Annotated in this window: 11 protein-coding genes; 9 read left to right on the top strand and 2 right to left on the bottom strand. The window is 39.4% G+C overall.

Annotated elements, in window-relative coordinates:
- Nucleotides 1-15: 15 nt before the first annotated feature.
- From AC2IP4_RS11205 to deoD, 7 genes are all read left to right on the top strand, one after another.
- Nucleotides 16-792 (top strand): TatD family hydrolase, encoded by a 777-nt coding sequence (locus AC2IP4_RS11205; RefSeq protein WP_486307013.1) that lies wholly within the window; start codon nucleotides 16-18, stop codon nucleotides 790-792.
- A 199-nt stretch (nucleotides 793-991) separates the two neighbouring features.
- A complete protein-coding gene (locus AC2IP4_RS11200; protein ID WP_375321813.1) occupies nucleotides 992-2,275 on the top strand; it encodes a NupC/NupG family nucleoside CNT transporter in 1,284 nt (427 codons plus the stop codon).
- 275 nt (nucleotides 2,276-2,550) lie between these two features.
- A complete protein-coding gene (locus AC2IP4_RS11195; protein ID WP_023604119.1) occupies nucleotides 2,551-2,721 on the top strand; it encodes a XapX domain-containing protein in 171 nt (56 codons plus the stop codon).
- A gap of 265 nt (nucleotides 2,722-2,986) precedes the next feature.
- Nucleotides 2,987-3,763 (top strand): deoxyribose-phosphate aldolase, encoded by a 777-nt coding sequence (deoC, locus tag AC2IP4_RS11190; RefSeq protein ID WP_375321814.1) that lies wholly within the window; start codon nucleotides 2,987-2,989, stop codon nucleotides 3,761-3,763.
- Nucleotides 3,764-3,879: 116 nt separating this feature from the next.
- Nucleotides 3,880-5,211, top strand: a complete 1,332-nt coding sequence (gene deoA, locus AC2IP4_RS11185; protein ID WP_486310281.1) for a thymidine phosphorylase — start codon at nucleotides 3,880-3,882, stop codon at nucleotides 5,209-5,211.
- A 10-nt stretch (nucleotides 5,212-5,221) separates the two neighbouring features.
- The gene (gene deoB, locus AC2IP4_RS11180; protein ID WP_375321816.1) at nucleotides 5,222-6,442 is read left to right on the top strand and encodes a phosphopentomutase; all 1,221 of its coding nucleotides are present in this window, start codon (nucleotides 5,222-5,224) and stop codon (nucleotides 6,440-6,442) included.
- 69 nt (nucleotides 6,443-6,511) lie between these two features.
- On the top strand, nucleotides 6,512-7,228 hold the full coding sequence (deoD, locus tag AC2IP4_RS11175; RefSeq protein ID WP_105054054.1) for a purine-nucleoside phosphorylase: 717 nt from the start codon (nucleotides 6,512-6,514) through the stop codon (nucleotides 7,226-7,228).
- Nucleotides 7,229-7,291: 63 nt separating this feature from the next.
- Here deoD and AC2IP4_RS11170 read toward each other — a convergent pair whose 3' ends face one another.
- Nucleotides 7,292-7,888 (bottom strand): YtjB family periplasmic protein, encoded by a 597-nt coding sequence (locus AC2IP4_RS11170; RefSeq protein ID WP_105054055.1) that lies wholly within the window; start codon nucleotides 7,886-7,888, stop codon nucleotides 7,292-7,294.
- 134 nt (nucleotides 7,889-8,022) lie between these two features.
- On the opposite strand from AC2IP4_RS11170, the gene serB reads away from it, so the two are divergent.
- The gene (gene serB, locus AC2IP4_RS11165) at nucleotides 8,023-8,991 is read left to right on the top strand and encodes a phosphoserine phosphatase (RefSeq protein WP_375321817.1); all 969 of its coding nucleotides are present in this window, start codon (nucleotides 8,023-8,025) and stop codon (nucleotides 8,989-8,991) included.
- A gap of 58 nt (nucleotides 8,992-9,049) precedes the next feature.
- On the opposite strand, the gene AC2IP4_RS11160 is transcribed toward serB, so the two are convergent.
- A complete protein-coding gene (locus AC2IP4_RS11160) occupies nucleotides 9,050-11,395 on the bottom strand; it encodes a PilZ domain-containing protein (RefSeq protein ID WP_375321818.1) in 2,346 nt (781 codons plus the stop codon).
- Between the two features lie 118 nt (nucleotides 11,396-11,513).
- On the opposite strand from AC2IP4_RS11160, the gene radA reads away from it, so the two are divergent.
- A complete protein-coding gene (gene radA / locus AC2IP4_RS11155) occupies nucleotides 11,514-12,896 on the top strand; it encodes a DNA repair protein RadA (RefSeq protein WP_105054057.1) in 1,383 nt (460 codons plus the stop codon).
- Nucleotides 12,897-12,901 lie beyond the last annotated feature (5 nt).

The raw sequence follows: 12,901 nt of genomic DNA, 5'->3' as shown, positions 1-12,901 counted from the left end.
GAAAGAGGATGAGTGATGTCCGTTGAATTTATCGACTCTCATTGTCATTTAGACTTCTCTCCGTTTGCTGACAATGAATCTTATTACCTTCAAAAAGCTCAAGAGAAAGGCGTAATTAAGTTTATTGTCCCTAGTGTAAATAAATCGAATTGGGTTCGTGTTCTGTCGTTATCGCAACAACATTCATCGATTTATTATGCATTGGGTATTCATCCTCTATTTATTTCTAATGATTATCAGAATGAGATTGATCTTTTAAAGCAATCCTTGCAAGAGCACCGAGAGAAATGTGTTGCTATTGGTGAGTGCGGCTTAGATTTCTGGGCCCCTGACTGTGATAGGGAGGCCCAAATTTATGTGTTTCGAGAGCAGTGTTTACTAGCTAAGCAGTATCAACTTCCTTTAATTATCCACAGTCGAAAAAGTCACGATGCTATTTTAAAAATATTACGAGGGATGAAATTAAAAAAAGGAGGAGTTATCCATGGTTTTAGTGGTAGCTTTCAACAAGCAGAACAGTTCATTCAACTAGGGTTTTATATCGGTGTTGGTGGGGTGATCAGTTATGAACGAGCCATTAAGACAAAGAATGCAATAGCTCAAATTCCACTTGATAAGATTTTACTCGAAACTGATTCTCCTGATATGCCATTGAGTGGATTTCAAGGCAAGATAAATACGCCAGATAAAGTCGCAAATTTGTGCGATTATTTATCTGTGATTAGAAAAGAATCAAAGCAATCGATTGCAAATGTTGTTTATAAAAATACCACCTCTTTGTTTGGGATTTGAGTTATTTGTCATTACTTTAGGTGCAATTGATGAATCTTTAGATTTTAACTAGTGATAAAGCTCACAATTATGAGTGAATGCATGATGTACGGACGGCGAATATGTGACAACAGCATTACTTTATAGGTGCTTCAGTGAGTATAATCGCCCCCGCTAATTTGAAACACGCCAACAATCAATTTTAGGGAAACTTTTAACTATGAGCCTGTTAATGAGCTTGGTTGGGATTGTAGCACTGCTTGCTTTTGCAGTACTTCTATCTGATAACCGCAAAGCAATCAATCTACGTACTGTCGGTGGCGCTTTTGCCATTCAATTTCTTTTAGGTGCATTCATACTTTATGTACCAGTGGGGCGTGATGTACTTTTAGGTGCATCTGAAGCGGTTGCTAATGTAATAAACTACGGTAACACTGGTATCGAATTCTTATTCGGTGGCCTAGTATCGGGTAAAATGTTTGAATTATTTGGCGGCGGCGGTTTCATCTTCGCACTGCGTGTTCTTCCTGTCATCGTATTCTTCGCTTCACTAACAGCGGTTCTTTACTACTTAGGAATCATGCAAGTAGTTATCAACTTCTTAGGGGGAGCTCTTCAAAAAGCACTAGGCACTTCTCGTGCGGAATCTCTATCTGCTACTGCGAATATTTTCGTAGGTCAAACAGAAGCGCCTCTAGTAGTTCGTCCATTCATTCCAAAAATGACTCAATCTGAATTGTTTGCAGTAATGTGTGGTGGTCTAGCTTCTGTTGCTGGTGGTGTACTTGCTGGTTATGCTTCTATGGGCGTTCCTCTAGAGTACTTAATCGCGGCATCATTCATGGCTGCACCAGGTGGCCTTCTGTTTGCTAAAATCATGAAACCAGAAACAGAAACGCCTGTTGATCAATTTGATGCTTTAGAGCAAAAAGGCGATGACAAGCCAGCTAACGTAATCGATGCTGCTGCTGCAGGTGCTGCAACAGGTATGCAACTTGCGTTAAACGTAGGTGCAATGCTTCTTGCTTTCATCGGTCTAATCGCGCTAATCAACGGTATCCTAGGTGGTGTTGGTGGTTGGTTCGGTATGCCAGAAATTACGCTAGAGCTTATTCTTGGTTACGTATTCGCGCCAGTTGCTTTCTTAATCGGTGTGCCGTGGGAAGAAGCGACAGTTGCAGGTTCGTTCTTAGGTCAAAAATTAGTAGTTAACGAATTCGTTGCTTACTTAAACTTTGCACCTTACCTAAAAGACGTTGCTGATGGCGGCATGTTAGTTGCACAAACTGGCGTTGAAATGTCTGAGAAGACGAAAGCAATCATTTCATTCGCACTATGTGGTTTTGCTAACCTTTCTTCTGTAGCAATCTTACTTGGTGGTTTAGGTAGTCTTGCTCCTGAACGTCGTCATGACATCGCTAAGATGGGTATGAAAGCTGTTGCTGCTGGTACATTATCAAACCTAATGTCTGCAACAATCGCAGGTCTATTCTTATCTCTATAATCGTTATAAAGTAAGTTAGATACCTAAAAACCCGCATTTATTGCGGGTTTTTTTATGCTTGTTATTAAATTAAAATTAGTGATGTGGGAATAAATGCATTTCACATTTTTTATGCAAAAAGTTTGAGATGCAAACCGATTGCGTTACCAGCTAGAAACATTCCCTTGGGTTAATCTTGATATAATGAGACCCATAGCAAGGAGAAAGACTGTTAGAGTTTGAAAACTAAACTACATTTAATGCATACACAAAAAGTAACTTGAGAGTGGATTATGTTGAATGAAGTTTTGTTATCAGTCTTTGCTGGTTTGATTGTTGGTGTTGTTTTTTCAGCAATTAAATTACCAATTCCGGCACCTCCAGTATTATCTGGCGTTATGGGTATCGTCGGTGTTTATCTTGGCGCTGTGGGGTATCAATGGATTATTGAGCGTTTCTTTTCATAATCTAAGTGTCTTTATATGGAAACATGGTTTCACTAGTGCCTCTGACGAAGTATTGATAAGATGAATCATGTTTCAACGGTGTCTCATGATGAGACGTTAAAGCGGTATTTATTCATTTCATGAGTAAGTACTGGCGGCAAAATGGATATTGATTGAGCGTTGTTTTGCTCAAGTCTTCAGGGAATCAAGTCCGCTCATTTGCTGTTGAACTTAAATATATGAACAGCAAAACTATCAAAGAATTTATTCTATTTTGGAGATAACAATGAGCGATTTAAAAGCAGCGGCACTACGTGCATTACAATTAATGGATTTAACGACGCTTAACGATAATGATACAGACGAAGCAGTAATTGCACTTTGTAAAAATGCAAAAACAGCAGTAGGCAATACCGCAGCAGTTTGTATTTACCCACGTTTCGTTCCTATCGCTAAGAAAACGCTGCGCGAGCAAGGCACACCAGAAGTGCGTATCGCAACAGTAACTAACTTCCCACACGGTAATGACGATATCGCTATCGCAGTTGCAGAAACGAAAGCCGCTGTTGCTTACGGCGCAGATGAAGTTGATGTGGTATTCCCATACCGTGCATTGATTGCTGGTGACGAAACAGTTGGTTTTGAACTGGTTAAACAGTGTAAAGAAGCGTGTGGTGATGTTCTGCTTAAAGTAATCATCGAAACGGGTGAGCTAAAAGAAGAAGTATTGATCAAAAAAGCCTCTCAAATCTGTATTGAAGCAGGCGCTAATTTCATTAAAACATCAACAGGCAAAGTGCCAGTTAACGCAACACCTGAATACGCACGCATGATGCTAGAAGTAATTCGTGATATGGGCGTAGCTAAAACAGTTGGCTTTAAGCCTGCTGGCGGCGTTCGTACTGCTGAAGATGCACAAGCATACCTAGCAATGGCTGATGATATTTTAGGTGGCGATTGGGCTGATAACATGCACTACCGTTTTGGTGCTTCAAGCCTACTGACTAATCTTTTGAATACATTAGAAGTGACAGAAGAAACAGCAGATCCAACTGCTTACTAGTTTCTCGTTACTTGATTTATAGCTAAAAAATAAATCGACTTAGGTGAGGCATTACCGTCTCACCTACCTCAACCCTACTTATATTAAATTACCCAACCAAGATTGGGGAGGCACTAATGTATCTACCACAAGAGATTATTCGCAGAAAACGTGACAATAAAGTACTAACAACAGAAGAAATTAACTTCTTTATTCAAGGTGTTGCAAATAATACCGTGTCGGAAGGACAAATCGCAGCGTTTGCTATGGCGATTTATTTTAATGAAATGACAATGCCTGAACGTATCGCATTAACCTGTGCAATGCGTGATTCAGGAATGGTGATTGATTGGAGTCACATGAACTTTGACGGACCTATTGTTGACAAACATTCAACAGGTGGCGTTGGTGACGTGACTTCATTAATGCTTGGTCCTATGGTTGCTGCGTGTGGTGGCTATGTTCCAATGATCTCTGGTCGTGGCTTAGGTCACACTGGTGGTACATTGGATAAACTAGAATCAATTGCTGGTTACAATATTATGCCAAGCAATGAGATTTTTGGAAAAGTAACCAAAGAAGCGGGTGTGGCGATTATTGGCCAAACAGGTGATTTAGCTCCTGCTGATAAACGTGTGTATGCCACTCGTGATGTAACAGCAACTGTTGATAATATTTCATTGATCACGGCCTCTATCTTATCTAAGAAATTAGCGGCAGGTTTAGACTCGTTAGTAATGGATGTTAAAGTCGGTTCTGGTGCATTTATGCCAACTTACGAAGCATCTGAAGAGTTAGCAAAATCTATCGTAGCAGTAGCAAATGGAGCTGGAACTAAGACAACTGCACTGCTTACTGATATGAACCAAGTATTGGCCTCTACAGCCGGTAATGCATTAGAAGTACGTGAAGCGATTCGTTTCTTAACGGGTGAATATCGTAATCCTCGTTTATACGAAGTAACGATGGCACTATGTGCTGAGATGCTAGTAATTGCTAACTTAGCAAAAGATGAAAAAGAAGCTCGAGCTAAATTACAAACGGTATTAGATAATGGCAAAGCAGCAGAATGCTTTGGTAAAATGGTATTTGGTCTTGGTGGTCCAAGTGACATTATTGAAAATTACGATAACCACTTAGAAAGCGCACAAATTATTAAACCTGTATTTGCAGATAAAGCCGGTTTCGTTAATGTAATGGATACTCGTGATTTGGGTATGGCAGTTGTAGGTATGGGCGGTGGCCGTCGTGTTGCAACCGATACTATTGATTATGCGGTTGGTTTAAGTGATATGATCCGTCTTGGTCAAACAGCAGATACAGAACAACCACTAGCGATGATCCATGCTCGCAGTGAAGAACAATGGCAACAAGCAGCGGATGCGGTAAAAGCAGCAATCGTGATTAGTGATGAACAACCAGAAATGACTCCGGAAGTTTATCGCACAATTCGCCCTGAAGATGTGTAAGGAAGAAAACATGAAACGTGCAATAATTTTAGTACTAGATTCATTTGGTATCGGTGCCGCAGGCGACGCTGAAAAATTTGGCGATGTAGGTTCAGATACTATGGGTCATATTGCTGAGCAGTGTGATAAAGGCCTAGCTGACAACAGTAATCGTCAAGGACCTTTAACTCTTCCGAACCTTTCTAAGCTTGGTTTAGCGATGGCGGGTAAAGAATCAACAGGTCAATTTGCAGCAGGTTTAGATGCGAACGCTGAGATCATTGGTGCTTACGGCCATGCGGCTGAATTGTCTTCAGGTAAAGATACGCCTTCAGGTCACTGGGAAATCGCCGGTGTTCCAGTATTGTTTGATTGGGGTTACTTTTCTGATAAAACAAACAGCTTCCCTAAAGAACTGACTGATCGAATTCTTGCTCGTGCAAATCTTTCTGGTTACCTAGGTAACTGCCATGCATCAGGAACTCAAGTACTTGATGATTTGGGCGAAGAGCACATGAAAACAGGCATGCCTATTTTCTATACCTCTGCCGATTCAGTATTCCAAATTGCCTGTCATGAAGAGACATTTGGTTTAGATAATTTGCTAACGCTTTGTCAGATTGCTCGTGAAGAGCTTGCTGATTACAACATTGGCCGTGTAATTGCGCGTCCATTTGTTGGTGAAGGCAAAGGTAAATTTGAGCGTACAGGTAATCGTCGTGATTTATCATTAGAGCCACCTGCAACGACTGTACTGCAAAAATTAGTTGAAGAGAGGAACGGCCACGTTCATTCAATTGGTAAAATCTCTGATATTTACGCAGGTTGTGGTATTACTCAAAAAACCAAAGCGACAGGTATTCCTGCACTGTTTGATGCGACTAAAGATGCGATTGGAACAGCAGGTGATAACACTATCGTATTTACTAACTTTGTCGATTTCGATTCAGCGTATGGCCACCGTCGTGATGTTGCTGGCTATGCTGCAGCGTTAGAATATTTTGATGGTCGTCTTCCTGAGATCATGGATATGCTAAAAGAAGATGATCTTCTTATTCTAACAGCGGATCACGGTTGTGATCCAACATGGCCGGGAACCGATCATACACGTGAACATATCCCAGTGATTGTTTATGGTCATAAAGTACCTGCTGGCTCATTAGGGCGTCGTGATACATTTGCAGATATTGGTCAAACCTTAGCAGAGTACTTTGAAACCTCTGATATGGAATATGGAAAATCTTTCCTATAAAAATGATAAGCAGTAGGGCCCTCTCTACTGCTTTTTTCTATTTAAAGTTAAAAGAAAGGATATAAACTTATGGCTACTCCACATATTAATGCTGAAATGGGTGATTTTGCAGACGTAGTACTGATGCCTGGAGACCCAATCCGTGCAAAATATATTGCTGAAACTTTTTTAGACGATGTAGTTCAAGTGTGCGATGTACGTAATATGTATGGTTTTACCGGGACTTATAAAGGTCGTAAGATTTCTGTTATGGGCCATGGCATGGGCATTCCATCATGTTCTATTTACATGACTGAATTAGTAAAAGATTTTGGCGTTAAAAAAGTGATCCGTGTAGGCAGCTGTGGTGCTGTGAATGATGGCATCAAACTACGTGATGTTGTTATCGGTATGGGCGCATGTACTGATTCAAAAGTGAACCGCATTCGTTTTAAAGATCATGACTTTGCAGCGATTGCTGATTATGAAATGGTTCGTAACGCAGAATTAGCTGCTCAAGCACGTGGTATCGATGTAAAAGTAGGTAACCTTTTCTCTGCTGAGTTGTTCTATACGCCAGATCCAAGCATGTTTGACCTAATGGACAAATATGGCATCGTAGGTGTAGAGATGGAAGCGGCTGGCATGTACGGTGTTGCTGCAGAATATGGTGCAAAAGCACTGGCAATTTGTACCGTATCAGATCACATTAAGACTGGTGAGCAAACTACTTCTGATGAGCGTGCTACAACGTTTGATGAGATGATGTTAATCGCATTAGATTCAGTCCTACTTGGCGACAAATAATACGTATAACCAAAACGTTTAGATGTAAAAAAGGCGATGAAGGTAACTTCACCGCCTTTCTTTTTATGATTTCCCACCAAATAAGGTAGTAATAGGCTTGCTCGAATTTTTACGTTTTCGAAGTAAAGCCATAATAAGCATTCCAGAGACCAAACTTATTGCTAGCATACCAAACATCAAACGGTCACTTTTGCGATAGTGATGGTTAGCAAAGCCTGTTAAGGTTGATTTCTCAAAGGTAATTCTTAAAAATCCCAGTAAATGGTCATTTTTGACAATCGGTTCAATCAGTTGTTGTCGACCAATCCCATCAATTGATAGTGGCGTATTTAAGCCTGTAATTTGAGATGCTGTAAGTGCGTTATCACTTTTAGCTAAAATACCACCTTCAGAATCATAAATAGTGGCATCAAATACTAAAGATTCTTTAGCTAAGTTATTCGCTAATAATAGTAATCCTTCATGATTATCTTGTTTAATGTTATCAACAGAAAAAAGAGCGGCTTGGCGAGCCATAGTTCGACTTAGGTCTTGTAATTGTTTATTTTGAATAACTTGGTTGCTGTCACTGATCACTGTACTGTTAATTAAGATGAAATAACTGAACGCCATAAGAGAAAGTAACATTAGACCTTTGATGACAAAATTTTGAGACAACATTAATTAGCACCAGAGAAATTAGAGTGTCGGAATTATACCCAAATTAAAAAAAAATAGCAGTTTATGTCGTTTGACTATTGCTCATCTGCTCTTCAATCGGTATTTTTGAGATAGGATTAGTAAGGATACGAATCATGGATACGATAGCTCCACTGTTAATTAAGAAAAACATACCTTTGTTAAAGCGGTTCTCATCAACGCTAGAAATAAGTCAACTTGATATAAAAAAAATAGGTTGGATAGTGTATGGATATCATTTGTCCCCAGAACATTTTCAAGACATCGATTTCTTTGTTGGTGAGTCACCTAAAGTCATAGCGACTTGGAAAGTTGGCCATTATGAAGTCGCCGCTATAGCCGGTGCAATAACCTCTGAACACAAAACGATTCTTGATGCTCTAGAACTTGATTATGCTGAAATAAAAGACATTCCAGATTTATCCAAGCCGGGTATTATTTTATTTGATATGGACTCTACTGCTATAGAGATAGAGTGTATTGATGAGATTGCAAAGCTTGCTGGTGTAGGTAAACAAGTATTTGAAGTAACAGAGCGAGCAATGCAAGGTGAACTCGATTTTAAAGACAGTTTACTTCAGCGTGTAGGCACTCTTGAAGGGGCTGATGAATCAATATTAGCTCAAGTGAAATCAACGCTCCCATTTATGCCTGAAATCAGAGAACTTATAGCTACCATGCATCAACAGGGCTGGAAACCAGCTATTGCTTCTGGTGGTTTTACTTATTTCTCTGATTATCTAAAAGAAGAATTAAATCTAGTTCATGCTCAATCAAATCAACTAGAAATAATAGACGGTAAGCTTACGGGAAAAGTGTTAGGTGAAATTGTAAGTGCTGAAACTAAAGCTGAAATTTTAGTAGAACTAGCGGATAAATATGACATAGAGATAAGCAATACCGTTGCCGTTGGCGATGGTGCCAATGATCTAGTAATGATGGAAGCCGCAGGGCTTGGGATCGCTTATCATGCAAAACCAAAAGTTCAAGAACAAGCGCAAACCGCAGTGCGCCATGCTGATTTGGGTGGCGTTGCTTGTATACTTTCTGCATCCCTTCTACTTAATAAAAAATTGAGTTGGTAGATTATTAAAGTGGAAGATTATTCATTTAATTATTGAATAATCTTCCACTTTTCAAGGGTTACCCTAGTTCTAGTCGGATAAGAACTTCGTCTGTAATATCTGCTATTTCGCCACAACCCACAATGCTTGATAACTCATCTTCTAGCGCTCTTGCATAATGAATTGCATATTGTGCTAGTTGGCTTAGTTCAATTTCAGAGGTTGTTGACAATGGGTTTTTAACCGCAGTAGTTGTTACTCTAATTGCTAAAAACTCACCGTGTTCTTTGGCTTTCCTTATGAAAGTCAAACGGTCATTATACGATGAAAACTCTTGTAGCATTCGAGTGAATACGGATTTTATTTTTCCATCTTTTATTACGACAGCAATATAAATCTCATGATGATGAGATCGTTGATTCGCTGGTGTTTTCAATGGTTCAATCAGTAGTTTTTGCACTCTTGATTTGAAAATGGGTTCTAAGTTTAAACTTTGTTCATCGCCTAAATGCTGCCAAATTTTATTTAATCGATTAAGTGGAAAATTAACCCCAATACATCGGGTTTTAATTTTATGATTATCTTTCTCAATAAAAAATGGTGTTGTTGTTAGTTTTGTTAACAACAATTGATGCATAATTCTTAGCATGTCCATTGATGGCAGTTGTTCATAATCCATTGGTAATCTTTCGATATTATGTTGGATTAAGCGACCTAAAAATGCCTTACTCTTTTGAGTTTGTAGGTTATCTTCAATATGTAATTGAATGTTTTTTCCATCAGACGCGACTTTCAATACATGATAGCCAATACGACTTAATGGCGTATTTTTGTCTAGATTTTGTAGATCATTAAACGTTATTTTTACGTCAGATTTTTTAGTTAGCAATGCAGGTTTATCCAAAAGAATAGATAAACCATTAATTGAAATATCGAGAGTTCTACCTGTTATCTCTCCAAAACTAGGGTGAGATAACGTAATTAATGTTTGATAATTGAACCTTGGCTCTGTTCGACGTGGAGCAGAGTCAAAATATAAAGCATGCGCCTGACAAAGTGGTGTTACAGGATGGCGATATGAATTTAACGCTTTCGGTTCAAGGCTTGGCTTATCCGTTAGTAGGTAATCCTTCTGTGTTTCAGAAAGATTAATTTCCGTTAAGATCCCCATGTGTGTTAGAGTCGAAAGTACGCCCTCCATCTCCGGAGCAACTGTGAGAAGTCTTTCTTTATCGCCTTTCTCTAATTCAAATAGTGAAAGACGTATCACTTTCCAGCTTTTTCTTTTTGCGCCGATATGCCAAAACAACTGACGTTCTTCTTGAGTTGCTTCTGATGACATCATGGAATAGAAAAGCTCTCGATCTTCATGATCATGTTTAAAGCTATAAAAATGCGTGCGACTGGCTTTTAATCCTGGTTTGGTTAAAAACTGCATGCGTTCAGTTTTAAATAGATGATTGATGACTGGCTGATTTTTTTCATCATGCCAATGCTTCCAAAGGGATTCATTGTGTTCTGTGATTACGGCGTACTTTAGGCTATCACCAGAGAAGAACAGAGGAATATTTGTAGTATGCTTTAAAAAACAATGTTCATAACCTTGAGTTCTAGCTCGTACTATTTGATCTTTTTGATCATGTTGAGTTCGGCGCTTATTTTTATTTAATTTCTCATCAATAGCTGTCGCGATGACATCATGATTTGCTTCCATTTTTAAGCGTAACCAACGGTAGCTGTCATTTTCTTCGCTGTCATGAATACCAAGTATGCGATAAGGAAAGTCACCATTAAGATCTTTGATTCCCGTATCTTTTGCAAGACTTGGGAAGCTGACTTGGATAATCTGACCTAAACCATATTCAAACGCAGTTGGTACTTTAATTCGAGCACCAGAAGAAGATAAATCGCTGCTTGTGCCATGAATAAGATTACCATTAGGTAATAAAACGGTCACTTGAGTAGACATACGTAATCGATTTTCACTACGCGTTAAATAATGCCCAAAGCGAATTAATCTTGCTTTAAATAGGTTGATGTCGTTACTTCCATCAACAGCAGCAATAAGTTCTTTGTTTTTATGTAGAACTCGAAAGTTATTTCTTGTGTTAGTTAATGCCGCCCATACACCTTCAGTGTAGCTACCATAACGCTCAATAGTCTTATGGTAAGTATTAATGGCAACATCATCCAGCCAGTGAGTATAACCATCTAATTCATATTGATGGCACTGTCCTTTTACTCGACCACGTAAATCAATGTTCTTTTTACAAGGCGTCATGATGCGCTTCAATTCAATCTTTACGATTAAATGAACAGAAGGGTGTTCATGTGCCATAACTTGAGCGCAAACTAATTCAAAATCAGGTTCGCCAAAGACAGGGATAAGTTGATCTACGTAGCTTTGATATTCTTCTTGCTGCATGATTTCTGGTACAGTAATAACAATCTAATGGGGTTATCGGCAGAATTGCTAAAATATTTAACACTAATGAGTTAAATAGTAATACCCATCACTTTAATAATATTTATGTCGGTGATATATGGCAAAAGCAAAACGAGCCTACGTTTGTAATGATTGTGGGGCAGACTTCCCTCGTTGGCAAGGGCAGTGTAGTGCTTGTGGGGCGTGGAACACGATAACAGAAGTAAGATTGGCAGCTTCTCCTCAAGTTGCTCGAAACGAGCGGTTAATAGGTGGTTATGCTGGTTCTACTATAGAATCGACAGTGCAATCTCTATCGAGTATTGATCTGCAAGAAGTCCCTAGGTTTACGACTACATTTAAAGAGTTTGATAGGGTACTCGGTGGTGGCATTGTTCCGGGAGCTGCTATTTTGATTGGTGGTAATCCTGGCGCTGGTAAATCAACGCTGTTATTGCAAACTATGTGTCAATTAGCCGCACACATGCCTACCCTGTATATCACTGGTGAGGAGTCGCTTCAACAAGTAGCGATGCGAGCATCTCGACTAGGGTTGCCAAAAGATAATTTAAAAATGTTATCTGAGACCAGTATTGATAAAATTTGCCAGATCGCAGAAAAAGAAAAACCTAAAATAATGGTTATTGATTCAATTCAGGTTATGCATGTTGATGATGTGCAGTCTTCCCCAGGCAGTGTTTCTCAGGTGAGGGAGTCAGCAACCACTCTAACGCGTTATGCAAAGCAAAATAATGTTTCTATTTTTCTTGTTGGACATGTAACAAAAGACGGTACATTAGCTGGGCCTAAAGTTCTCGAGCATATTATTGACTGTTCAGTATTGCTTGATGGTAGTGCTGACAGTCGTTTTAGAACATTACGCTGTAATAAAAACCGCTTTGGCGCTGTGAATGAACTCGGTGTATTTGCCATGACAGGGCAGGGACTAAAAGAGGTTAATAACCCTTCTGCTATTTTCTTATCTCGTGGAGAGGAAGAAACATCAGGCAGCTCAGTGATGGTTGTTTGGGAGGGAACTCGTCCTCTGCTTGTAGAGATACAAGCGCTAGTTGATTATTCTCAATTATCAAATCCTCGCCGTGTCTCTGTTGGCTTAGATCAAAATAGATTATCAATGTTACTTGCTGTACTTCATAAACATGGTGGGTTACAGATGGCCGACCAAGATGTTTTTGTTAACGTTGTTGGTGGTGTCAAAGTGGCAGAAACCAGTGCTGACTTAGCTTTAATCATGGCATTATTATCCAGTTTCAAAGACCGTCCATTACCAAAAGATGTAGTGGTTTTTGGTGAAGTCGGGTTGGCTGGCGAAATTCGACCAGTACCAAGTGGACAAGAGCGTTTAATGGAAGCCTATAAACATGGTTTTAAACGCGCGATTGTTCCTGCTGCCAATATGCCTAAAGGCGGTATTGAAGGCATGCAAATTCATGGTGTGAAGAAATTATCAGAGGCAATTGATGCCTTCGATGAGCTATAATCGAT

This window comes from Aliivibrio thorii (genome assembly GCF_057368585.1).
Note: the sequence above shows the minus strand (reverse complement) of the source record. Positions and strands in the feature narration are given on the sequence as shown.